This is a genomic window from Agreia bicolorata (assembly GCF_000938265.1).
Classification (GTDB): domain Bacteria; phylum Actinomycetota; class Actinomycetes; order Actinomycetales; family Microbacteriaceae; genus Agreia; species Agreia bicolorata.
Genome location: NZ_JYFC01000009.1, coordinates 101,861 through 124,677, shown reverse-complemented (window position 1 = coordinate 124,677; position 22,817 = coordinate 101,861). Strand labels below are relative to the sequence as shown.

General features: G+C 66.0%; 19 protein-coding genes. 15 read left to right on the top strand and 4 right to left on the bottom strand.

Annotated elements, in window-relative coordinates; all coding sequences use genetic code 11:
* Window positions 1–881: 881 nt before the first annotated feature.
* The 12 genes from TZ00_RS17320 to TZ00_RS17265 all read left to right on the top strand — a co-directional run bounded on the left by TZ00_RS17320 (window position 882) and on the right by TZ00_RS17265 (window position 16,640).
* The gene (locus tag TZ00_RS17320; protein WP_044443613.1) at window positions 882–2,495 is read left to right on the top strand and encodes an Ig-like domain-containing protein; all 1,614 of its coding nucleotides are present in this window, start codon (window positions 882–884) and stop codon (window positions 2,493–2,495) included.
* Window positions 2,496–2,552: 57 nt separating this feature from the next.
* The gene (locus TZ00_RS17315) at window positions 2,553–5,381 is read left to right on the top strand and encodes a LamG-like jellyroll fold domain-containing protein (RefSeq protein WP_052521674.1); all 2,829 of its coding nucleotides are present in this window, start codon (window positions 2,553–2,555) and stop codon (window positions 5,379–5,381) included.
* A gap of 113 nt (window positions 5,382–5,494) precedes the next feature.
* Window positions 5,495–6,175 (top strand): GntR family transcriptional regulator, encoded by a 681-nt coding sequence (locus TZ00_RS17310; RefSeq protein WP_044443612.1) that lies wholly within the window; start codon window positions 5,495–5,497, stop codon window positions 6,173–6,175.
* 149 nt (window positions 6,176–6,324) lie between these two features.
* Window positions 6,325–7,305: a phosphoglycerate dehydrogenase gene (locus TZ00_RS17305; RefSeq protein WP_044443611.1), complete on the top strand. Its 981-nt coding sequence runs from the start codon at window positions 6,325–6,327 to the stop codon at window positions 7,303–7,305.
* Window positions 7,306–7,377: 72 nt separating this feature from the next.
* Entirely contained in the window at window positions 7,378–8,679 is a 1,302-nt protein-coding gene (locus TZ00_RS17300) for an ABC transporter substrate-binding protein (RefSeq protein ID WP_044443656.1), read from the top strand.
* Window positions 8,680–8,762: 83 nt separating this feature from the next.
* Entirely contained in the window at window positions 8,763–9,704 is a 942-nt protein-coding gene (locus TZ00_RS17295) for a carbohydrate ABC transporter permease (protein WP_044443610.1), read from the top strand.
* Window positions 9,701–10,591 (top strand): carbohydrate ABC transporter permease, encoded by an 891-nt coding sequence (locus tag TZ00_RS17290; protein WP_044443609.1) that lies wholly within the window; start codon window positions 9,701–9,703, stop codon window positions 10,589–10,591. Before TZ00_RS17295 ends, TZ00_RS17290 begins: the two co-directional genes overlap by 4 nt.
* Window positions 10,588–11,358 carry an SDR family oxidoreductase gene (locus TZ00_RS17285; RefSeq protein ID WP_044443608.1) on the top strand — a complete coding sequence of 257 codons (771 nt, stop codon included), beginning with the start codon at window positions 10,588–10,590 and terminating at the stop codon, window positions 11,356–11,358. Before TZ00_RS17290 ends, TZ00_RS17285 begins: the two co-directional genes overlap by 4 nt.
* Before the next feature lie 38 nt (window positions 11,359–11,396).
* Window positions 11,397–12,266: a dihydrodipicolinate synthase family protein gene (locus TZ00_RS17280; protein ID WP_044443607.1), complete on the top strand. Its 870-nt coding sequence runs from the start codon at window positions 11,397–11,399 to the stop codon at window positions 12,264–12,266.
* Window positions 12,267–12,294: 28 nt separating this feature from the next.
* On the top strand, window positions 12,295–13,944 hold the full coding sequence (locus tag TZ00_RS17275) for a fucose isomerase (protein ID WP_044443606.1): 1,650 nt from the start codon (window positions 12,295–12,297) through the stop codon (window positions 13,942–13,944).
* A gap of 57 nt (window positions 13,945–14,001) precedes the next feature.
* Entirely contained in the window at window positions 14,002–15,366 is a 1,365-nt protein-coding gene (gene gad / locus TZ00_RS17270; protein WP_044443605.1) for a glutamate decarboxylase, read from the top strand.
* A 29-nt stretch (window positions 15,367–15,395) separates the two neighbouring features.
* The gene (locus TZ00_RS17265) at window positions 15,396–16,640 is read left to right on the top strand and encodes an amidohydrolase (RefSeq protein ID WP_044443604.1); all 1,245 of its coding nucleotides are present in this window, start codon (window positions 15,396–15,398) and stop codon (window positions 16,638–16,640) included.
* Between the two features lie 143 nt (window positions 16,641–16,783).
* Here TZ00_RS17265 and TZ00_RS17260 read toward each other — a convergent pair whose 3' ends face one another.
* From TZ00_RS17260 to TZ00_RS17250, 3 genes are all read right to left on the bottom strand, one after another.
* On the bottom strand, window positions 16,784–17,551 hold the full coding sequence (locus TZ00_RS17260) for an MBL fold metallo-hydrolase (RefSeq protein ID WP_044443603.1): 768 nt from the start codon (window positions 17,549–17,551) through the stop codon (window positions 16,784–16,786).
* Window positions 17,552–17,648: 97 nt separating this feature from the next.
* Complete coding sequence (locus TZ00_RS17255; protein WP_238579746.1) at window positions 17,649–18,176, bottom strand: GNAT family N-acetyltransferase; 528 nt, start codon at window positions 18,174–18,176, stop codon at window positions 17,649–17,651.
* Between the two features lie 142 nt (window positions 18,177–18,318).
* Entirely contained in the window at window positions 18,319–18,870 is a 552-nt protein-coding gene (locus tag TZ00_RS17250; RefSeq protein ID WP_152631252.1) for a DUF998 domain-containing protein, read from the bottom strand.
* A gap of 66 nt (window positions 18,871–18,936) precedes the next feature.
* Between TZ00_RS17250 and TZ00_RS17245 the strand changes: the two genes are divergently transcribed.
* A complete protein-coding gene (locus tag TZ00_RS17245) occupies window positions 18,937–19,473 on the top strand; it encodes a hypothetical protein (RefSeq protein WP_152631251.1) in 537 nt (178 codons plus the stop codon).
* A 189-nt stretch (window positions 19,474–19,662) separates the two neighbouring features.
* Here TZ00_RS17245 and TZ00_RS17240 read toward each other — a convergent pair whose 3' ends face one another.
* The gene (locus tag TZ00_RS17240) at window positions 19,663–20,070 is read right to left on the bottom strand and encodes an Imm70 family immunity protein (protein WP_044443601.1); all 408 of its coding nucleotides are present in this window, start codon (window positions 20,068–20,070) and stop codon (window positions 19,663–19,665) included.
* 363 nt (window positions 20,071–20,433) lie between these two features.
* On the opposite strand from TZ00_RS17240, the gene TZ00_RS17235 reads away from it, so the two are divergent.
* Together TZ00_RS17235 and TZ00_RS17230 are read left to right on the top strand one after the other, a co-directional pair.
* Window positions 20,434–22,038 (top strand): ATP-binding cassette domain-containing protein, encoded by a 1,605-nt coding sequence (locus TZ00_RS17235; RefSeq protein ID WP_238579745.1) that lies wholly within the window; start codon window positions 20,434–20,436, stop codon window positions 22,036–22,038.
* Window positions 22,039–22,204: 166 nt separating this feature from the next.
* Window positions 22,205–22,807: a class I SAM-dependent methyltransferase gene (locus TZ00_RS17230; RefSeq protein ID WP_044443600.1), complete on the top strand. Its 603-nt coding sequence runs from the start codon at window positions 22,205–22,207 to the stop codon at window positions 22,805–22,807.
* The last annotated feature ends 10 nt before the right edge of the window (window positions 22,808–22,817 follow it).

Here is a 22,817-nt window from a genome sequence, read left to right as displayed (position 1 = left end):
CGCAACGATCAAACGAAGATCAGTCCGGGCGGGGTCATATGCCATCCACTGATCGTCCAAGAAACCATAGAACTGTCAGGCAGGTCCCGAGACAGAACTGTCAGAAAAGCAACGAGACAGAACAGACCCAAAATCGCGAAGTTGGGTCGATATGCGCCAAGTCGAGTCGCGATTGAGCCCTCTCACCGACGATTCCTGGCGTATCTACTCGATCATCGCGAAGTCGCTCGGCCAAGGACGCCGATTCCCCACCCGGTCGCTGTTAGGGCACGTACTCCGGAGAAAAGTAATCAGCTTTGATCACCAGAGACCGACCTCTGGTCTCCGAGGTCAATGAGACTGTGCGTGGATCCCAGAACGAACCGGGTAGGCGCGATTGAGGGGTTGTTCCTAGCTCGCTTTTTAGATCTTCAGGGGTGGTCCCGCCAGGCGGACGCACCGAGATCAGCGTCCAGCATCCGCCGGAAGCGCACTCAGTGCTCACCTGAGTGACTTCAGTCCCTGTCGGAAGGGGGACTGACGAGACAGGCGGCGCGTCTCCTTCGGAAGCGCCGATGAAGAGGAGTCCGACACGCGCCGCGTACAGCATCGCAAGCACGGCGACGATAACGAGAGCGCCTCTCAGATAGAGCCGCTTTCGGCTTCGCGTGGTGCTCATGCCTGCGACTCTACTCAGGAGCGATCTGGGCTGTCAGGCGAGGCAGGCGACGAACGCGTCGCCGAACGAAATGTGCTTCACACACAACGACGTTCGGATGCGGACCGTTCATCGGCGTTTAACGTTCTCGACGCCACCCAGCACTTCGCCCCCTTAGCCTCTGTCACGGCCCGAGCACCCGAGCTCGAGTCGCCACAGTAATCAAAAGGGGAACAACGCCAGCATGAGAATCGCCAACCGCAGAACCCGACGAGCAATCGGGAGCATCACCGGGGCCCTAGCCCTCGTGATCGGTCTCTCGAGCATTCTGCCCACAGCGGCCGCGGAGGCGGCCACCGAGCCGACCCCACAGAGCACGGCCACCGACGCACTCGCCGGCACCGACGCACTCGGCGCCCCGGTGCGTCTGCTCATCGAAAGCGTGCACGCCACCGGCAAGGTGCTCGAGATCGGCAACGCGAACGCGCAGAAGACAGAGCCGAACAACACCCTCGCGGCCGCCGCGATCTTCACCCGAGCCAGCACGCCCGCGGACCTCACGTCTCAGCTGATCACGGCCTACCCGGTCGCCGGAGCATCCGACACATACATCTTCGCGAGCGCCGACGGCAAGGTGCTCGTGCGCAACCCGAACGACAGCCCTGTCTTCCGCTATTTGTCTATCTCAGCCGAGACGCCGACCGAGGCTGCCGGCGACCCCTACGCCCAGTGGAAGGCGGTCGACGCCGGCGGCGGAGCCGTCTACCTCACAAACGTGCAGCGCGACGCAAACGGCAACACCGCCGCGCTCGACATGTACAACTGGAAGACCGACGACGGGTCCGAGATCCAGACCTACGACCAGGGCACGGGCGCCGTGCAGAAGTGGTTCCTGCGCTCCATCACTCCCGAGGTCGCCGCGATCTCCGGTCGCACCGAGACACGCGTCGTGCCAACGCCGCCCACGTCTCAGCCCGCTCGCTACAGCTGGGGCACCACGGTCACGATGTCACCGCTCACCTGGGCCATGCCCGACCCCGCCTCCTGGAACACCGACGGCTCCGTGACGATCACCGGCACCGGCATCGGCTACTTCGGTGAAGAGGTGCCCGTGAGCGCCGAATACCTCGTAGGCTCGGCCGGCGACGCCGCCGACTCGGCGCTCACCGCCTACGCGGGCATCACCCTCAAGCAACTCCAGATGCTGGCACCGACCCGCGTCGAACGCCCGGTCTCGGGGTCGCAGACCACCATCACCGCACCCGTCACCTGGGACTGGTCGAGCGTGACCGACGAGATTCTGGCCACCCCGGGCACGATCACGGTCACCGCCTCCTCCTCCACCGGCTTCGCCGCGAAGCTAGTCATCACCGTGACGGCCACGGAGAAGATCAACATCGCCCGGGCCGCGGGAATCCACTTCAAGAGCCTCTTCGGCACCGGAACCGGCCTGAACGACGGCACCCGCGACAAAGTCGGCTTCAGTGACTGGCGCAGCGGCGGTGCGTCCAACCGCGTCAACCCCAACAAGGTCACGTACTACTTCGACCAGCCGCGACAGATCACCGGAGGCGCCATCTTCGACCAGGGCTCCGACTCAAAGCTCAACGTGGGCGGCGTCACCATTCAGTACCGCACGATCACCGGCGGCTGGAAAGATCTGCCGGCCACCGGCATCCAGTGGCCCTATCAGAACGCGACGCCGCAGCTCAGCCTGACGGTCGACAGCACCCCCGTGCTCGCCACGGGCGCCCGCGCCATTTTCACGAACAAGACGAGCAGCACCTGGATGTCGCTCGCCGAGTTCGAGGTCTACGGCCCCGACTTCGCCGCCCCCGCCTCCACCACGGCGGGCTGACCCATGCCACTTCGCAGACCCATGCCCTTTGCCAGAAGTACGAACCCCGAAAGAATCATGACGACATCCGCCCTTCGTCGCGCCCTTGCCGCGACCATCACCGGAGCCCTCGCCCTCGGCCTCATCTCGGCCGGCGCCGGCGTCGCAACGGCCCAGACTCAGGATGCCGCTCCCGCGGCCGCCGCAACCGACGCCCCCGCCGGCACCAACTCGAGCTTCCTGCTTCCGGTACTGCCCGACACGCAGTTCTACTCCCGCTACAGCGCTTCACAGTTCTACCCGAAGTACGGAACCAACCCGTTCGAGGTGCAGACCAAATGGATCGTCGACCACAAAAATGAGCTGAACATTCCCTTCGTCGTTCAGGTCGGCGACGTCGTCGACCAGCAGGGCGTCTCCGGCGAGTGGGATGCGGCGGCCAAGGCCATGAAGAACCTCACAGACGGCGGGGTTCCCTACTCCGTCCTTCCGGGCAACCACGATGTCTCCGACATGAACGCTCGTTCGTCAGAGGCGATCTCGGGCAACTACCGGGCGCGTTTCGGGGCCGACGCCATGGCCGCACAGTCGGCCAAGACCGGCAGCACCCTGCTCGGCACCTTCCAAGACGGGCTGTCGTCGGCCTACCTCTTCGAGGCCGAAGGGCACCAGTGGATCTCACTCGCCATCGCCTGGAATGCCTCCGACGACACCTTCGGCTGGGCCCAGGGGATTCTCGACCAGCACCCGAAGGTGCCGGTCGTGCTGTCGTCGCACGCGATCATCAACATCGCCGAAGACCAGACATCACCCACGTCGTGGTGGTGGGGCGACGTGCTGTGGGATCAGCTCATCCGAAAGAACGACCAGATCATCCTGACGGTAAACGGGCACTTCCACGGGGCGACGCAACAGACGCGCACGAATGACTTCGGGCATCCGGTGCACCAGATTCTCACCGACTACCAGATGGCCGCCGACGGCGGCAATGGCGTGATGACCCTGTTCGAGTTCGACCTGACCGGGCAGAAGATCGACGTCGATACGGTCTCTCCCTGGATCCCGATGAAAGACAAGGCCTCGCTCGCCTCATCTGACACCCCGGTGCTCACGGGCCCGAATCAGCAGTTCAGCATGCCCTTCGACTTCAACGGTCGCTTCGGCTGGAAGACCGATCCGGCAAACGAAACCAAGGCCGACCTCTCGTCGCTCGCGACGAAGATCGTCTCCGAAGGCTGGACCGGCGGCGGCACCGCCAATGCCCTGCTCGCTGCGGGCTCCCCGAACGACTACATCCCCGCAACCGGAACGATCGCCCACTGGCGCTTCGGTTCCGTCGGCGCGGGTGTCGTCGACGAGAACACGGTCATTCCGGATGTCGCGGGCAGCAGTCCCATGCACCGCAATGCGATCGGCGAGACCGACGAGCCCGACGAACTCGCCGACGTCAATGTGAGCCACAGCAACACGGCGTTCTACTCGTCAGACCCGGGCTCCGTGTGCTTCACCAACGCCACACGCAATGCCAGCGGACCCGACCGCGTGTCGTACCTCACGACCGAGTACGGCGCCCCCGCCACATTCGCCGATCTGAACAAGAACAACGGCTACACGATCGAGACGTTCCTGCAGCTCGACGAGAACTGGACCGAGAGCGCCAACCGCTGGTCAGCGGCTCTCACCAGAGGCGGCACACGCGAGTGGTCCGGCATTCACGACGACTCAGACCCCGGCGCAGGCGTTGCCTGGCTGGGCATCTCGAACCTGCGCGAATACCAGTACTCGGCAGCCGACTCCTCGACCGGCAACTCGTACACCAACTGGTCCGGCGAGATCATGCAGAAGGCGTGGCACCATGTCGCCATCGTCAACGACCCTGCAGCGAACACCGTGATCATGTACGTCGACGGCGTTCCGGTTCTGCGCAACGTGTCCAACGCCGGCGGAATGATGGCAGCCAACTTCATGCCGTGGATCATCGGCACCTCAACCTTGGACACCGAGGCCGAGCACGGCTGGAACGGCTGCGTCGGCGAGACGCGCATCGTCGACCACCCGCTGACGACGAAGCAGTTTCTCTACAATCGCCCCGACATCGACGCGACAGGCGCGAACTTCGCGCTGGCGACCGATCTCTCCACCGTCTACCCGTCTGACACCCAGCTCGCGTCGCTCACGGGGCGGGGCCTGCCGGGCGCATCCGTTCGTGTCGAAGCTACCGGCGACGCCGACGGCGCCAGCCTCGGCCAGGCCGATGTGGCCGCAGACGGCACGTGGCGCATCGACCTGGCCGAACCGCTCTCGGGCTCGGGCTCGCACGCCCTGACGTTCGTGCAGTCGATGGGCAGCCGAAACGGAAAGTCACTCTCCGCAACGCTGGTCATCGGCGAGGAATCCGGCTGGACTCCCAGCGACAGCGATCTGACCCCCGCGCTCGAGAATGCGATCACCGTCACGCCGAATCCCTTCGTCGCCGGAGAGAACGTCTCGATTACCCTCCCCGCCGGCCACGAGGGGCAGACCGTCTACGGCTTCGCCTTCTCCGAACCGACCGCGCTGGGCACGGCAGTTGTCGCCGCCGGCAATTCGCTGACGCTCGCGACGCCCGCGAGCCTGCCCGCGGGTGAGCACCGCATCGCCCTCTACACCGCTGCGGGCGAGCTCATCGGCTGGCAGCTCGTGACCGCGCGAGCCGCGGGCGATACCGGCGGCAACGGCACCGGGCCGGAGGTTCCGGGTACCGACCCGACACCAGGCACCGCAGCCAGCACGGCCGGCGACACTACTGGCGGCACCACCAGCGGCCTTGCCGTCACGGGCCTGTCGATCGCAGGAATCCTCGCACTGGCCGCGGGAGCCCTCGTGGCCGGAATCATGCTGCTGAGGGCGCGACGCGCTCGAAGCTAGTCAGCATCTGAGGGGGCGCGTCAGGAGAACCTGGCGCGCCCCTTTCTTGTTTCCGCGCGAGGAGTGCGTGACCGTATGGGTAACATACTGTCAACTGTCAACGAAAGGCGCTCATGGTCTTCACCGCACATTCTCCGCGCCCCCTTGCGATGGGTGAGCAGATCTCGCACAAGCTGCGGGTCGACATCATCTCGGGCTCGATCGCCGACGGCACCCACCTGTCGGAAGACAGTCTGGCCACCCGCTTCGACGTGAGCCGCGGCCCTGTGCGCGATGCGCTGCGCCAGCTCGAGAGCGAAGGCCTGGTCGACAATCGACGCAAGCGGCTCTACGTGAGCTTTCGCGGCCAGCGCGACATCGAAGAGCTCTACTCGCTGCGCGAGAGCCTCGAGTCGATGGCACTTCGACTGGCCATCGAGCACACGAGCGCCGAGGGCTGGGACGAGGTGCAGCAGCTGGTTGACGCCATGGCAGCGGCCGCGAAAAGCAACGACCCCGAAGCGTTCGACCTCGCCGACATGGAGTTCCACACCAGCTTCTACCGCCTCTCCGAGCACCGCCGACTGGCCGAGGCATGGCGCCCCTATCAGCGCACCTTCGAGGTTCTGCTCGACATGAGCAACACAGCAGACATGGATGCCGCGGTCATCGACCACCAGGGATTCCTCGACGTCGTGCGGGCCGGCGATCCGGATGCCGCGGTCGAGCGACTGCACGACCACCTGATGCGGGCCAAGGGTCGCGTGAGAGACGCCATCCAGTGGTCGGCCGACTCCACGGAGCCCTCTCAATAACAAAACTGTTAACAGTTGCCAAAAATGCTTGACGAGTGGACTTCGCGTCTCATAGGTTGACTGTTAACAAGTTACAGTTCCTCGATCAATGGCGACGAGCAACGCGGTTCTCCGGAACGCTGCCTGGGCCATAGAAAGCGACCCACTTCATGGCGTCTCCCTCCTCGATCGGATCCGGTCGAACCGTGATCGTCGGCCCCGTGCGCTACGCAGAGCTCTGCTCCGCGGGGCGCGATCTGCTGCTCGAGCACGGATTCACCCTCGTCGAGAACGAACGATCCGTGCCCTGGACGGCCGACGACCTGGCCGCACTGCTCCCGACGGCCGCGGCATCCGTCTGCGGCGTCGAGGTCTTCGACCGTGACGCCCTGGCCCTCGCACCCGAACTCCGCATCATCTCCCGCCTCGGAGTCGGCCTCGACAACATCGATCTCGCCGAGGCCCGCTCACGCGGCATCGACGTGGTCAACGCCCCCGGAGGCAACGCGGCGGCCGTGGCCGAGTTGGCGCTCGGCCTGCTGCTCTCCGTCTACCGCCAGATCCCGGCCATGAACTCGGGAATCCGCACGGGAACGTGGGACCGCTTCGTGGGAGCCGAGATCTCGGGCAAGTCGATCGGCCTGATCGGCTTCGGAGCGGTCTCGCGCCTGCTCGCCCGACGGCTGGCAGGATTCGACGTCGACATCGTGGCCTACGACCCGTTCGGCGACGAGAACGAGGCTGACCGCCTCGGCGTTCGCCTGGTCTCGCTCGAAAATGCCGTCTCGAATGTCGATGTCGTGAGCGTGCACGCCCCGCACGTCGAGTCCACCCACCACCTGGTCGACGCCGGACTGCTGGCATCCATGCGGCCGGGCACCGTGCTGCTGAACACCAGCCGCGGCGGTCTCGTCGACGAATCGGCGCTCACCGACGCGCTCGCATCCGGCCACATCGCCGGCGCCGGACTCGACGTGTTCGAGGTCGAGCCGGTGAAGTCCGACAACCCGCTTCTCGCATTCCCGAACGTGATCGCGACCACCCACGCCGCTGCCGACAGCCTCGAGGCCTACCACCGCATCGGACTCTCGACGGCCCAGGCCATCGTCGACGTCTTCTCCGGTCGACGCCCGCAGGCACTGGCCAACTGATTTTTACCCCGCAATCCCGCACCAGAACACTCCACGCACACTCACCTAAGAGAACAACGGAAAGGATCAATGATGATCATTCGATCACGACGAAACCGAAGGGCAGCCCTCGCGGCGCCCCTCGCACTCGCCCTCGCGGCAGGCCTGATGGCCTGCGCCGGCGGCGGAAGCTCCTCCTCGGAGAAGGTCACCGACCTCACCCTCATCGCGGCGAACAGCCCCTGGACCGAGGGATTGAAGACCCTCGCGACCAAATATGAAGACGAGACCGGCGTGAAGGTCAACCTCGAGTTCTACGGCAACGAACAGCTGAACGACACCCTCAAAGTGAAGCTCAACGCCCAGTCGAGCGACTTCGACATCTACGGCTACCAGGTGCAGGATGTCATGCGCGAGTTCAGCCGCAACGGCTGGCTCGCCGACATGACCGACTACGTCAAGAGCGACGCCGACTGGAACTGGGACGACTTTCAGCAGTCGTCGCGAGACGCCGTGACCCTCGACGGCGTCGTCTACGGCGTTCCCGTGATGACCGAGCGCCACATCATGTACTACCGCTCCGACCTGCTCGAGGCGGCGGGCATCCCCGTTCCCACCACGCTCGACGAGCTCGACGCCGCTGCCGCGAAACTGAACGACCCCGCCAAGGGCTTCTACGGCATCGCGATGCGCGGCTCCAAGGTGCCGCTCGTCACGCAGTTCTCCTCGTTCCTCTACAGCTACGGCGGAGACTTCCAAGACAAAGACGGCAACGCCTCTGTCGACACCCCCGAGGCCAAAGACGCCTACGCCTTCTACGGCAAGCTGTTGAAGGACTACGGCCCTCCCGGAGCGACGAACATGGGCTGGCCCGAGGCATCCGCGATCTTCGCGCAGGGCAACGCCGCGTTCTACCTCGACGCCGACAGCCAGGCCTACACCTTCCTCGACCCGGCGAGCAGCGCCGTCGTCGACACCGTCGCATACGGCGCCTTCCCCGCGGGGCCTGCCGGATCGCATCCGTACAGCATCGTGCCGCAGACCGTGGGCATCAACGAGTACTCGAAGAAGAAGGACGCCGCCTGGGAGTTCATCAAGTGGGTCACCAACGAGGAGAACAGCAAGACGCTGCTCGCCGATGACACTGTGCCGAGCGCCCGCGACTCCTCGTGGGCCGACGACGCGGCCACCGCATCCTTCCCCGCCGGTCTCGTCGAGATCGTGCGCAACAGCGAGGGAACGGTCGGACACGACCGCCCCCAGCTCGAGAAGGTGGCCCAGGCCCGAGAGATCGTGGGCGCACCCGCCATCAGCGCCATCGAAGGAGGAGACGTCGATTCGGCCGCCGACAAGGCGAACACCGACTTCCAAGACCTGCTCGACGGCGAGAAGTAACACCTCGTGCCGGGCGGGTGCTGACCAAGCACCCGCCCGGCACACCCTCCCGAACAACACCCTGACACCATCGAAGGCAGATCATGACAACGACCAGTCACCCGAGCTACCTCGCCCCGAAGAGGCGGCGCGGCAGCGGGCTCACCACCTGGGCCGACCGGCACATCAAGTGGCTGTTCACCGCCCCCGCCATCGTGTTCGTCGCCCTGCTCATCATCTTCCCCATCGCCTACACGGTGTTCCTGTCGTTCACCGACTCGGCCAGCTCGGTGACCAGGCCCTTCAAGTTCGTGGGCTTCGAGAACTACGCCACCTGGCTCACCGACTTCGAGCGCTTCTGGCCGGCCGTCGGCCGCACCGCCTACTTCACGATCACGGCCCTCGTGATCGAGCTCGTTCTCGGCCTCGCGATCGCACTGCTTCTGCGCAAGACCTTCCGCGGCCAGAGCATCGTGCGGGTCTTCATCCTGCTGCCCCTCGTCGCGACCCCCGTGGCCGTCGGCATGATGTGGCTGCTCATCTTCGAGCCCTCGATCGGCTTCGCCAACGTGCTCATGAAGTCGCTCGGCCTGCCCGCACAGCTCTGGCTCTCGGGAACCGACACGGCGCTCAACACCATCGTCTTCATCGACGTCTGGCAGTGGACCCCGATGGTCATCCTCATCCTCCTCGCCGGCCTGTCGACTCTGCCCGAAGAGCCCGACGAGGCCGCCCGCGTCGACGGCGCCAACGCCTGGCAGCGGTTTCGGCACATCACCCTGCCCCTGCTGATGCCCACCCTGGCGGCCGCCGCCATCCTGCGCTCGATCGACGCGATGAAGACCTTCGACATCATCTACGCCACGAAGGGCCGCACCGGCGGCTCGAACAACGAGGCCGAGACGCTCAACATGCTCGCCTACAACGAGAGCTTCGGAAACTCCCAGTACGGCAGCGCCGCCGCCCTGCTGATGCTGTTTCTGATGTTCATCATCATCATCCTCACCGCACTCACCATTCTGCGCTCGAAAGGACACCGAGCATGACCGCCACCGCCCAGCGGCCCACGCGCTCCGAAGCCGCCGCCGCTCGCGTCTCGCCGCCGGCTCCCCGCCGCCGCAAGAAGCGCCTGCTCGGCCCCACGCTGCGCACCATCGCCATCATGGTCGTGGTGCTGCTCTTCGTGCTCCCGCTCGGCTGGATGCTCATGGCCGCGTTCAAGACGAACCTCGACATCGTGACGCCCTCGCGCACCTTCGACTTCACGCCGACCCTCGACAACTTCGGCACGGTGTTCGGCGCGCAGAACTTCGCCCCGTTCATCGTGAACAGCGTGGTCGTGGGCGTCGGCGCCACGATCGTCGCCCTCGTGCTCGGGGTTCCCGCGGCCTACGGCATCGCCCGGTTCCGCATCCGCAACGCGACGGCGTTCGTTCTGCTCGCCCGCGTCATCCCGGGCGTGAGCCTGCTGATTCCCTGGTACTTCCTGTTCAGCCAGGTGCAGCTCGTCGGAACCTACACGGCGCTCATCCTCACCCACATCTTCGTGACGATGCCGCTGGTGGTCGCCATCATGGCCGGTTTCTTCGAAGGACTGCCCGAAGAGCTCGAGGAGGCCGCCCAGATCGACGGCTCCAGCCGCGTCGGCGCTTTCGTGCGCGTGGTGCTGCCGCTCGCGCTTCCGGGTGTGGCGACGAGCGCGATTCTGGCCTTCATCTTCAGCTGGAACAACTTTCTCTTCGCGCTCGTGCTCTCGAATCAGGAGACGCGCACCCTGCCCGTGGCCATCTCGAACTTCACGAGCTACGCCTCAGTCGACTGGGGCGGGCTGATGGCCGCGTCGGTCATCATCACGGTGCCCGTGATGCTCGTCGCCCTGTTCGCGCAGCGCTACGTGGTGGCCGGCCTCACGGCCGGGGCGACGAAGGGATGACCGAGGGCAGGCATCCGGTCGCCTGGATCCTGGGTGGCGGAAGCGGCATCGGGGCGGGTTCCGCCCGAGCCCTCGCCGAGGCCGGCTACACCGTGGTGGTCTCCGGCCGACGCGAAGCCGAGCTGCAGCAGGTCGTCGACGCGCACGACGGCCGGCCGGGCCGCATCGTCGCGCTGCCCGCCGACGTCTCCGCATCCGATGGCCCGAGCTGCCCCGCAGCGGCCCTGGCGCACATCGAGGCCGAGCACGGCGAGGTGCAGGTGCTCGTCTACTCGGCAGGCACCAACGTGACCTCTCGTTATTGGAGCGACACCGACCCCGAGGACTTCGCCCGGGTGCTCGACGTGAATCTCACGGGCGCGGCCCGGGCGATCCACGCCGTTCTGCCGGGCATGCGCCGAGCGCAGAACGGGCTGCTGATTCTCGTCTCGTCGTGGGCGGCCTGGCGCTTCGCGCCCACCGCGGGCGCCGCCTACTCCGCGAGCAAGACCGCGCTCGGGGTGCTCGCCGAGACCCTGAATGTGCAGGAGCGCCAGCATGGCATCCGGGCCACGCATCTGTGCCCCGGCGAGGTGCACACCGACATCCTCAAGACCCGACCGATCGTGCCCACCGAAGCCGAGCAGCAGCTGATGCTCACCGCCGACGACCTGGGCGAGACCGTGCGCTACCTCGCGGCGCTGCCGTCGCGCATCTGCGTGAACGAGCTCGTGATCACTCCCACCAGCAACACGTCGTACTCCGCAGCCAACGCAGCGGCCCGCTGACCCGTCACCGAAGAATCTCCCACCAGAAAGCGAACCTCATGACACGCAGAGACATCCTTACCGCCGTTCCCGTCGCGTTTCACGACGACGGATCCCTCGACCTCGACGGCTCGCGCGAGATTCTGCGCTACGTCGCCGCCTCGGGCAACGAGGGCGCGTTCGTGCTCGGCACCACCGGCGAGTTTCCCTCGCTGAGCTTCGAGGAGCGCGGGCAGCTCGCGGCACTCAGCCTCGAAGAACTCGCAGGCGCCATGCGCGTCGTCGTGCACGTGGGCGCGCCCAGCCTCTACGAGGTGCTGCGGCTAATCGACCAGGCCCGAGACCTCGGCGCGACGGAGATCGCGGTGCTGACGCCCTACTACCTGCCCTCCGACGACGACGCCCTGCGCGAGTTCTTCACGGCGGTCGATGCTGCGGCCGAGGGTCTGTCGGTGTACATCTACGTCTACCGCAAGCGCAGCGGCAACTTCGTGAGCGTCGAGCTCATGGCAGAGCTGGCCCGGCTGCCCCGAATCGTGGGCGCCAAGGTGAGCGAGGAGCCCCTCGACCTCATCGCCCAGTACCGCGCCGTGGTGCCCGACGACTTCGTGATCTACACCGGGGCCGACGCGGAGCTCGCGGCCGCCGCCGAATTCGGCGCGCAGGGTGTCATCTCCGGCGTCTCGTCTGTGCTTCCCAAGCCCTTCCGCGCCCTCGCCGCCGCCGCCGACTCGGGCGACGCCGAACAGCTCGCCGCGGCACAGGCTGCTGTCGACGATGTGGTCACGGCCATTGCCGGAAACATGGGCCGCATGAAGGCCGCCTATCGCGCGCTCGTAATCAACGGGGGCACCACGCGCATGGCCATCACTCCGCCGACGCCGGAGGTTCTCGCCGAGATCGATCGCGTCGTGGCCCTCTACCGCTGACCCCACTGTCTCCGAACCAGGAAAAATCATGACCTCCGACTACGCCCTCCCCCAGCTGCGAGACCGCGGCACCGTCGCCCCGAAGACCGCCTATCTCATCGCCAGCGGCGACCTGCGCGAATCGGCCAACGTCGCAGGGTGGCCGACACAGCAGGCGCTCGAACAGGCCATCGCCGATGCCTTCGCCCGACAGGGCTGGAGCGTTGTGCGCGCCCACGGCGTCGACCCCGACACCGGCCACGGCTTCATCTCGAGCCAGCGCATGGGCCTCGACATCTTCACCTCGATTCCGCCCGACGCACCGCTGATCGTTGCCGAGGCGGTCTGGCAGTACAGCCACCACGTTCTCGCCGGCCTCCGCACGCACCGCGGGCCCATCCTCACCGCCGCCAACTTCGCGGGCGAGTGGCCCGGCCTCGTCGGGCTGCTCGGGCTCAACGCCGGCCTCACCAAGATGGGCACCCCGTATTCCACGGTGTGGAGTGTCGACTTCACCGATGAGTGGGCACACGACCGCATCGGCGAATGGATCGCGACCGGCGGCATCCGGCACGACTCGTCTCACGTGCGCGCGTTTCCGCCCGTCGAGTCGCTCGAGGCATCCCCCGAGGTGGAGCTCGGTCGCGCCCTCGCCAAGCAGCTGCAGACCGACAAGGCCATCATCGGTGTCTTCGACGAGGGCTGCATGGGCATGTACAACGCCATCATCGACGACGAGCTGCTCAATCCACTGGGCATTTATAAGGAGCGCCTCTCGCAGAGCGCCCTCTACGCAGAGATGCAGCGCGTCGACGATGACACGGCCGATGCCGTCGGCCGCTGGCTGCTCGACGCCGGCATGACCTTCAAACTGGGCACCGACGACGCCACCGAGCTCACCGAGGGCCAGCTGCGCGAGCAGTACAAGATGTACATCGCCGCGCTGCGCATCAGCGACGATTTCGGGCTCGACGCCGTGGGCATCCAATACCAACAGGGCCTCAAAGACCTGACCCCGGCATCCGATCTCGTCGAGGGCCTACTCAACAACGTCGAGCGCCCGCCGGTCACGTCGCGCGACGGGTCGCGTGTGCTCTGGGAGGGCAAGGCGCTGCCCCACTTCAACGAGGCCGACGAGGGCGTCGCCGCAGACGCGCTCATCACGAACCGGGTGTGGGTTGCAATGGGGCTCGACCCCGCCACGACGCTGCACGACGTGCGCTGGGGTGAGGAGTTCGACGGGCAGTTCGTGTGGGTCTACGAGATCTCGGGCTCGGTGCCACCGTCGCACTTCGAGAACGGCTACGCGGATGCGGTCGGCTGGCGACAGGGCCCGGTGTTCTTCCCTGCCGGCGGCTCCACCATCACGGGAGTCTCGAAGCCCGGCGAGATCGTGTGGTCGCGGCTCTACATCGCGGGCGGCGAACTGCACCTCGACATCGGCCGCGCCTCGGCGGTCTCGCTGCCCGCCGAAGAGACCTCGCGCAGGTGGCGGGCCACCAACATCGAGTGGCCCATCATGCACGTGGTACTGCACGGCGTGAGCCGCGACCAGTTCATGGCCCGACACAAGGCGAATCACGTGCAGGTCGCGTATGCACCGGATGCGGCGACCGCCGACGCCGCCCTGCTCGCCAAGGCGGTGGCCTTCGCCGAACTCGGCGCGCACGTGCACCTCGCGGGTGAGGTGAACGTCTAGCGGACTCTTCACCCCCACATCCACTAACGTGAGCAGCACGCCGACGAACGGATCACGATGACCGACGATGCCCTCACCCCCGTCTTCGATCGCGACACCCGCGCGTCCTCAGCCGCGCACGACCGACTCGGCCCCGACGAGATGCTGCCCGAGACGGCCTACCAGCTCGTGCACGACGAGGCCCAGCTCGACGGCAACGCCAGGCTCAACCTGGCCACCTTCGTGACCACCTGGATGGACGAGCACGCCGACCGCCTCTACGCCGAAGCGTTCGACAAGAACATGGTCGACAAAGACGAATACCCGTCGACCGCCGCCGTCGAGGTGAAGTGCACCGCGATTCTCGCCGACCTCTGGCATGCACCGGATGCCGGTGGCACGATCGGCACGTCGACCACCGGTTCGAGCGAGGCCTGCATGCTCGGCGGCCTCGCCATGAAGCGGCTGTGGCAGCACCGCCGTCGGGCTGCTGGAGCGGACACGTCGAGGCCGAATCTCGTGATGAGTTCCGCAGTGCAGGTGTGCTGGGAGAAGTTCTGCAATTACTGGGATGTCGAGATGCGGCTCGTGCCGATCAGCCACGAGCACAAGGTGTTCGATGGGCACGACCTCGACTCCTACGTCGACGAGAACACGATCGGCGTGGTCGCGATTCTCGGCGTGACCTACACCGGAATGTACGAGCCGGTCGCCGAGATCGCGGCGGCCCTCGACGCTATCCAGGAGGCGCGCGGACTCGACATCCCTATTCACGTCGACGGTGCATCCGGCGCCATGATCGCACCATTTCTGCAGCCCGAGCTCGAGTGGGATTTCCGCCTCGAACGAGTGCACTCCATCTCGACCTCCGGGCACAAATACGGCGGCGTCTACCCCGGGCTCGGGTGGGTGCTGTGGCGCGAGAAGCAGTGGCTGCCCGACGACCTGATCTTTCACGTGAGCTACCTCGGCGGAGACATGCCCACCCTCGCGCTCAACTTCTCGCGGCCGGGCGCGCAGGTTCTGCTGCAGTACTACTTGTTCCTGCGATTGGGGGTGGCCGGCTACACGGCGATTCAGCAGGGGGCGCAGGATGTCGCGGTGCACCTCTCGCAAGCCGTCGCAGCTCTCGGCCCGTTCGAACTCTGGAACGACGGCACAGACATCCCGGTCTTCGCCTGGTCACTCAAGCCGGGCCACACCGACAAATGGACTCTCTACGACCTGGCGGATCGCCTGCGGATGCGCGGCTGGATCGTGCCCGCCTATCCGATGCCGGCCGACCTTGCTGACCTCACCGTGCAGCGCATCGTGGTGCGACGCGACCTGTCGATGGATCTGGCCGACAAGTTCCTCGCGGCCTTCACCGCCGAGGTCGGCTACCTCGAAGCGCTCGAGACGCCGATGCCAGACACCGAGGGGAGCCCTTCGTTCCATCACTGAGCGCAGGCCTCCGGAGTAGGGTGTGGCCCATGGTCGCAAACACTGATGATTTGACCTCGCTGACACGTCTCTACAAAGACCTGCACGCGCATCCGGAACTCGCCTTCGAGGAACACCGCACGGCCGCGATCGTCGCCGAGCGCATGACGGCGCTCGGCCTGCAGGTCATCGAGGGGATAGGCGGCACGGGCGTCGCCGCGGTGCTCGCGAACGGCCCCGGGCCCACCGTGTGGTTGCGCGCCGATATGGATGGCCTGCCGGTGCACGAGCTCACCGGTCTGGATTACGCCAGCACCGCTATCGCGACGACTGCTGACGGGCTCGAGACTCCGGTCATGCACGCGTGCGGGCACGACATGCACGTCACCTGGCTGGTCGGCGCGATGGAGCAGCTCGCAGCGCACCGCGACGAGTTCTCGGGAACGATCGTCGCCGTGTTCCAGCCGGCCGAGGAGGTCATTGCCGGGGCTGCGGCCATGGTCGACGACGGTTTGCTCACGAAGGTGCCCCACCCCGATATCGTTCTCGGGCAGCACATCGGGCCGCTGCCCGCGGGCCTGGTGTCGCTCACCTCCGGAGCGATGATGGCCGCCTCAGACGACATCTCGGTCGTGATGCACGGCCGGGGTGGCCATGGTTCGACACCGCAGAGAACCATCGACCCGGTGCTCGCCGCGGCATCCACGGTGGTGCGCCTGCAGAGCGTTGTCTCGCGCGAGGTGACCCCGGGCGAACTCGCCGTTGTCACCGTCGGAAAGTTGCAGGCCGGAACGAAGAGCAACATCATCCCGGCCGACGCACATCTCGGTGTCAACGTGCGCTCGGTCGACGCATCCACCCGCGAGCGCGTACTTGCCGCCGTCGAGCGAATCGTGCGAGCCGAGGCCGCGGCATCCGGAATGACGACCGAACCCGACGTCACCCTGCTGGCCAGCGCGCCGGCCACCATGAATGACCCCGACGCCGCCGAGAGACTGCGATCGCGGTTCGTCGACGCGTTCGGCGACAGGGCAGTCATCGACTACGGAACGGTCTCCGGCAGCGAAGACGTGAGCGTGCTGTCGTCGAGTGCGGGCGTGCCGCTGGTGTACTGGTTCACGGGAGGCGCCGATCCTGTCGCGTTCGCCGCAGCATCCGCCGCAGGCCGCGCCGAGAGCGACATACCGAGCAACCACTCCCCCTACTTCGCTCCGGTGATCGAGCCGACGCTGCAGCACGGCATCGATGCACTGGTCGTCGCGGCGCGCACCTTTCTGGAGTCGCCCGCGGGCTGAGCAGGCCATAGGCGTGGGCGCGCAGGAGGCGGAGCTCATCCATCCGTCGCCTCATGCTCTTATGCCCGCGAATAAGAGCGTTTGGCGACCGATGGATGCGCTCGACAGGGGCCGCGAGCAGCATCTGGCGGGAACGTGTTATTTCAACCGATGGCAAACGTTGTTCCCGGCGCGGCAAATTCAATAGGCCCGCTGTACCGGGTTGCCGCCCTTGCGAGCGCGTCAGCTGGGGTCAGGGATCGGCCCACGTGGGTGACGATCAATCGACCGGCTCTGGAATCCGTCGCCGTGGTTCCCGCGTTCTCCGGAGTGTGGTGAACCTGGGGCGCGTCATGGGGAGCAGCGGTGCTCTCGGATTCGCAGAGCAGTGCGTCACAGTCCACGGCAAGGTCGGTGAGGTTTGCGCACGGTGCAGTGTCTCCGGAGAAAACAAGCGATGTTGTTGGGCTTGCGATGCGAACACCGAACGCGGGGATTCCGTGGGACACGCTGCGAGAGGTCAGGAGCAGGTTGCCCACTTGCGCTTGGTGCAGGTCATGCAGTTCATGAATCTCGAAGGCGCGATCGATCGGAGCAGGAGTGGATCCGTTGGTCAGGTAGTGGGTGAGGCGCTCCGCAATTCCCGGAGGGCCGTAAAGCGGGACGGGCCTGCGGGTGATGTCGGCGGCGACGAGGGCGTAAAAGGCAGTGAGCAAGTCGGCGCTGTGGTCAGCGTGGAGGTGGGAGATCCAGATGGCATCGAGATCGCCGAGGGCGATGTGCTGCTGAAGAGGCCCAAGAGTGCCGGTTCCGGCGTCAATCCAGAGCTTCGTTGTGCCTGATGTGACCAGATATCCCGAGCAGGGATTGTCGGCGCTGGGGTATGGCGTCGAGCTTCCGAGAACAGTGAGCTGAATGTGCTGAACAGACATAGCCACATCGTATTGGCTGCGGTGAGGACTGCCGCCTCAGCGTCGTTGAGACAGTGGCGTCACACGCGGTGCAGCTCTGGCAGACGCCGGGTCGCGCTCAGCGGGCATCAACGCACTCTGGTGGGTGATCCAGAGGCTTGCGCATTTTAAAGTTTGTCAGCATCACCCCTCGCTTCACGGGCGACTGTTCCGCTACGATAGCGAAGCCTTGGCTTTCGAAGAAAGGCCGGGCCGTAATACTGACGTCCGCTGACAACTCGCTGGCCTTCCACTTCCGAGCCAGCTCTTGCCCGTAGACAAGTAGTGTCCGTGCCACCCCGCGTCGCAAGAACTGCGGTGACACGAACATCATGTCTATGTAGCCGTCCTCGCTCACATCAGAGAACCCAGCCAACTGACCGCCAATAATGGCGACGAAGCTCTGCCTCCCTGCCATTGCTTCGGCCCAGCGCCGAAGATCGCGCCCGCCGGGGTCAGCCCACGCCTGAATTTGCTCGCTCGTGTAATCCGCGGACGCAGTTTCGGTGATCGCAGTCAGGAACACCTCGAGCGTGCTGGAAGCGTCGCCGTCTTCGTAGGGCCGCACCTCGACCGACGTGTCATGTGGAACAGGCGATATGTGCACCTAGATACCCTGCCACCGGGGAAGAGCCGCCACAACGAAACCGCCCGTAAGCCGGTCGACTCAGCCCGCGCGCGACGCAGCGATCGGCGTGCGACCCGCTCGGATGAGGTAAGCGGCGGTACACAGCTGGAACGGGAGCAGCTTATAGACGGTGGTGCGTTCGATTAGTCCGTTGGGGGGCGACCTGGCTCATGGCGGTGAAACCGAGGACCACGACCGCGACGAGCCCGACGATGCCTACCGCGAGGACGGCGTTCCCAATCCGCTTGGTGGGGGCCTGCTTCCGCCAGTACCCCCCGAGTGTGACGGCGAGAATATTGCCGCCGAGAATGGCGAGGAATGCGCCGGTGAAGTGGAGAACGAGGGTGCCGTTCTGGGCCGCCTCGACGAAGGTGTGCATGAGTCCCACGAGTGTGTGCCCCACGGCGGTAATGGCGCCGAGGGTCACCATGAGGGTACGGATGCGACCGGTGACGGTGGTCGCAACGGCGAGGATGCCGAGACCGCCCATGACGAAGCCAGTGTTCATGACCCATGCGAGCGGCGAGTCGATCGTGCGGCCTTGGAAGATGCCCGGCTCAGGTACGCCGAGGTCACTGATACGACTGAAAACCGTCGTTTCCGGTCGCGCTCCGCGATTGCCCTCTTGATTCCAAGCGGCACTCACGGCGGGCAGGAACCTTGGTGAAGCCACGGCGTTGCGCCTATTCTTGAGCCTTTACGATCGGGGAGGTCGTTCAGCGTGAGAATTGCTCGTGGGGTGGGTTACCTGCTCGTAGTAGGGCTGTTGATGTCCGGTCTGGCCGGCTGCGCACCCGATTCGCCGAATGCCGTGACGCCCGCCTGCGGCCTCGTTTCACCGGATTTGGTCGAGCAAGCCGTGCCGGATCTGCCACGTGAAACCTCAACCGGGGTCGGGCTGATCCGCGACGGCGACTCGATCACGATCGATCCTGATGATGCGCAGGGAGCCGAGTGCACTCAGTCGAGCGCTACGGACAGCGGGAACGCCCTCTCGATCCGGATCACCGCTCCGACCGAGGAAGGACTCGACCGACTGAGGGCCAAACACTCCGACGCGGAATCCAAGAAAGAAACCTGCGAGCCGCTCGGCATGAAGGGCGCGATCGGGTCGACCTGCCTTGTAGACGGCCCCTCGAAGCCGGTCGTTCATGTCTACTCAATCTGGGACTCGTACGTCATCTCGATCGACCTCAGCCGGAGTGAAGGTCCAGCTGCAGATGATCGAACGCTAGCGGCCGCCATCGCTCAGTCAGTCGAAGAGCATCTGGAATAGCGTCCACCGAACACGATTAATTCCGGCAGCCCGCGCTGATATGGAGGTTTCCCACAGGCTATGAGCGGTCCCGCGCGGGCGGGTCGAACTGCAGAAGCTTTCGCGGAACTTTGGACACCCGGTTGCGTGACCCAATGGCAAAAAGCAGTCGGACGAGTGCGCTCACCTCCCAGCAGGAGGATTCTCCGGCTACGCAATGCGAAGCGGTCGTTGTACGCGCGCGGACGCATCTAGAGCCGTGTCGAGCACCTCATGTAGCCGCCGGCCGTCTGCTGTGACGTGATAGTCGGCCAAGGTGAGAATCGACGGTGCTATCTCATCACCCCAGGGCGGCTGTCGAGTGGAGTCGTCCGCATCCCACACCACGTCTGTTGGCGGGAAGGCGCTGAGCGCGTCAACGACATCTCGAAGCTCGTCGCGGGCGACGGCTGCGCTGGCAGAGGAGAGTTCCCCAGCCGCGTACAAGGAAGCAAGGAGCGGATACCTGCTTCCACGCGAACCATCTTCGAGTCGAACGGTGATGGTGTCGAAGAATGAGCCGAGAAAGTCGGCTCTGCCTACGGTGTATGAGATAGGGCCGACGCGGAATGAGGGCATGTCTTCAACCTATATGCAGGCCAGGCCGCACTGGTCGGAATCACAGCACGTAAGGCGATGCACTTCTGGCGGGGCCCTTGCGGGCTGCACCGCCTCGCACGTAGCGTTGAGGAGTACCTCGTCGCGGGCCGCGACGTCGGTGCGGCCACCTCACCGGCCGACCGGTCGGCTCGCGGAAACGGGGGCTCCCCGCACGAAAGACAGGCCCTTGCGCATCAACACCGGTACTGCGTCCATGACGCAGCAGTTGCCCTCGCATTGACGCCGCCCGTGCCTACCCGCTGATCGGGTGAGGCCGTCGTTCCCAGCCTTCGGCCGGGAGCGCGGTGGTCGTCGTGCGCCGTCACCACCACCGGGAGCACCGTGCCCACCACGTTCAGTACCATCACCACGCCATCCATCGTTCTCACCGACTGCTCGTTCGCCTGGCCCGACGGCTCGGTCGTCCTCGAACGGGTCAGCGCCGCATTCGGCAGCGGGCGCACCGGGCTCGTCGGGGCCAACGGTGCCGGAAAGTCCACGCTCGTACGACTACTCACCGGCGACCTCGTCCCAACAAGAGGAAACGTCTCGACGACGGGACCGGTCGACCTGCTGCCGCAGCGCTTCGTGCGCGGACCAGACCACACCGTCGCCGATCTGCTCGGCGTGCGTGAACGACTCGACGCTCTGCACGCCATCCTCGGCGGGGACGCCGACCCGCACCATTTCGACGTAGTCGACGACGACTGGGATATCGAGGCCCGGGCGATCGCCGCGCTTGACGAAGCCGGGCTCGAACTCGCGGTCGCCGACCTGCGTCGGCCGGTTGCGACACTCTCTGGCGGGCAGGCAGTCCTCACAGCCGTGACGGGGGTGAGACTGCGCGGTCTCCCGATCGCAGTGCTCGACGAGCCCACGAACGACCTCGACCGCCGGTCCCGCGGGCTCCTGCTCGACCTGGTCGACCGCTGGCGCGGCACGCTCGTCATCGTCAGTCATGACCGCGAGCTCCTCGAACATGTCGACGAGATCGCTGAGTTGCGCGACGGCTCGCTGCGTACCTTCGGTGGAACATGGTCTGCCTTCGAGGAACGCCTCTCCATCGAACACACGGCCGCTGAACGCGACCTGCGCTCAGCAGAACAGGTGCTTCGGGCTGAGCGCCGACAACGGGTGGAGGCCGAGACCACGATCGCCCGGCGCGCGAAGGCGGGAGAGAAGTCCGCTGCGTCGATGCCGAAGATCCTCGCAAATGCCAGGCGCAACCGGGCAGAAGCCACGGCCGGGAAGCTGAGGTCGGGGCACGCCGATGCCGAGTCGCGCGCCCGCGAGCACGTCGATGCGGCATCCCGGCAGGTGCGGAATGACGACACTGTGAAACTCGACCTTCCCAACCCGGGCGTGCCCGCCGCGCGGCGCCTCGCCGAGTTCACCGTGCGGGGCCGCACCACCGTGCTCCAGGGGCCGGAGCGCTTCGCTATCGTCGGGGCGAACGGCATGGGCAAGACCACACTGCTCGAGCGGCTCGTCGGCGCAGCCGATACCCGGCCGCATCCTCTTCCCGGCACGGACGCGAAGGCACTCACTGACCGAATCGGATGGCTGCCCCAGTGCCGGGAGGACCTGCTCGATGATGATCGCACCGTGCTTGAGCACGTCGCTGGCGTAGCGCCGACCGTTCCAACACGCGACGTGCGCGACGCGCTCGCGCGCCTGCTAGTACGAGGCGCAGTCGTTGACCGGCCGACCAGGACGCTGTCGGGCGGGGAGCGGTTTCGCGTGGCCCTGGCCGGACTTATCCTCGCGCAGCCATCACCACAACTGCTCGTGCTCGACGAACCGACGAACGACCTCGACATGGCAACGACCGATCACCTTGTCGACGTACTCCGCGCATGGCGAGGCGGCCTCGTCGTAGTGAGCCACGACGAACTCTTCCTGGATCGGCTGCGACTCGACGCGCGGCTGGTACTTGACACACTGTGAAAGCAACTTCTAGCCCGTTCACGCAGTCCGATAGACGATCGTTCAGCGCCGCCCTAGCTGAGACGGCCGTTCTCAGGTCAAGTGACGGAGTGAGACGATTAACGGCAAGGGGAGCGATCTGTCGACGGAGCGCGAACACGTGAATCGGCGGGCGAAAGGCGCAGGAATGAACGAGGTTGCCGACGCGTACTCCGGTCGGGCGGTCGAATACATCGAGCTGCTCGGATCGGTCGAGGCCATGCACCCCTCCGACCGCGAGCTCATCGGCACGTGGGGCGACCAGCTCGTCGGTCCCGCGATCGACGCCGGATGCGGCCCCGGCCACTGGACGAACTTCCTCGCGGCGCGCGGCGTCGACATTCGCGGCATCGACCTCACGCCCGCGTTCGTCGAGCATGCCCGCGCGGCCTACCCCGGTCTGAGGTTCGCGACGGGCGGCGTCGAGGCGCTCGACGCATCCGACGCATCTCTCGGCGGCGTGCTCGCGTGGTATTCGCTGATTCACCACGCGCCGGATGCGATCGGCTCGGCCCTCGACGAGATCGCGCGCGTGCTGCGGCCCGGTGGGCTACTGCTGGTGGGGTTCTTCGAAGGCGCCGCCGTCGAGCCCTTCGACCATGCTGTGACGACGGCCTACCGCTGGCCCGTGGCCGAGCTGAGCGAGCGGCTGCGCGCATCCGGATTCGAGGTCGTCGAGACGCACACGCGCACCGGCCTCGGATACCGCCCGCACGCGGCCATCGTCGCGCGCCGCGAAACGTACATTTAACAACCGCGAA

Coding starts and splice junctions, on each gene's coding strand:
- TZ00_RS17240 (WP_044443601.1), bottom strand. CDS start 20,070: ATGCCCTCATTCCGCGTCGGCCCTATCTCATACACCGTAGGCAGAGCC.
- TZ00_RS17300 (WP_044443656.1), top strand. CDS start 7,378: ATGATCATTCGATCACGACGAAACCGAAGGGCAGCCCTCGCGGCGCCC.
- TZ00_RS17285 (WP_044443608.1), top strand. CDS start 10,588: ATGACCGAGGGCAGGCATCCGGTCGCCTGGATCCTGGGTGGCGGAAGC.
- TZ00_RS17320 (WP_044443613.1), top strand. CDS start 882: ATGAGAATCGCCAACCGCAGAACCCGACGAGCAATCGGGAGCATCACC.
- TZ00_RS17315 (WP_052521674.1), top strand. CDS start 2,553: ATGACGACATCCGCCCTTCGTCGCGCCCTTGCCGCGACCATCACCGGA.
- gad (WP_044443605.1), top strand. CDS start 14,002: ATGACCGACGATGCCCTCACCCCCGTCTTCGATCGCGACACCCGCGCG.
- TZ00_RS17230 (WP_044443600.1), top strand. CDS start 22,205: ATGAACGAGGTTGCCGACGCGTACTCCGGTCGGGCGGTCGAATACATC.
- TZ00_RS17275 (WP_044443606.1), top strand. CDS start 12,295: ATGACCTCCGACTACGCCCTCCCCCAGCTGCGAGACCGCGGCACCGTC.
- TZ00_RS17295 (WP_044443610.1), top strand. CDS start 8,763: ATGACAACGACCAGTCACCCGAGCTACCTCGCCCCGAAGAGGCGGCGC.
- TZ00_RS17310 (WP_044443612.1), top strand. CDS start 5,495: ATGGTCTTCACCGCACATTCTCCGCGCCCCCTTGCGATGGGTGAGCAG.
- TZ00_RS17260 (WP_044443603.1), bottom strand. CDS start 17,551: ATGTCTGTTCAGCACATTCAGCTCACTGTTCTCGGAAGCTCGACGCCA.
- TZ00_RS17305 (WP_044443611.1), top strand. CDS start 6,325: ATGGCGTCTCCCTCCTCGATCGGATCCGGTCGAACCGTGATCGTCGGC.
- TZ00_RS17280 (WP_044443607.1), top strand. CDS start 11,397: ATGACACGCAGAGACATCCTTACCGCCGTTCCCGTCGCGTTTCACGAC.
- TZ00_RS17265 (WP_044443604.1), top strand. CDS start 15,396: ATGGTCGCAAACACTGATGATTTGACCTCGCTGACACGTCTCTACAAA.
- TZ00_RS17290 (WP_044443609.1), top strand. CDS start 9,701: ATGACCGCCACCGCCCAGCGGCCCACGCGCTCCGAAGCCGCCGCCGCT.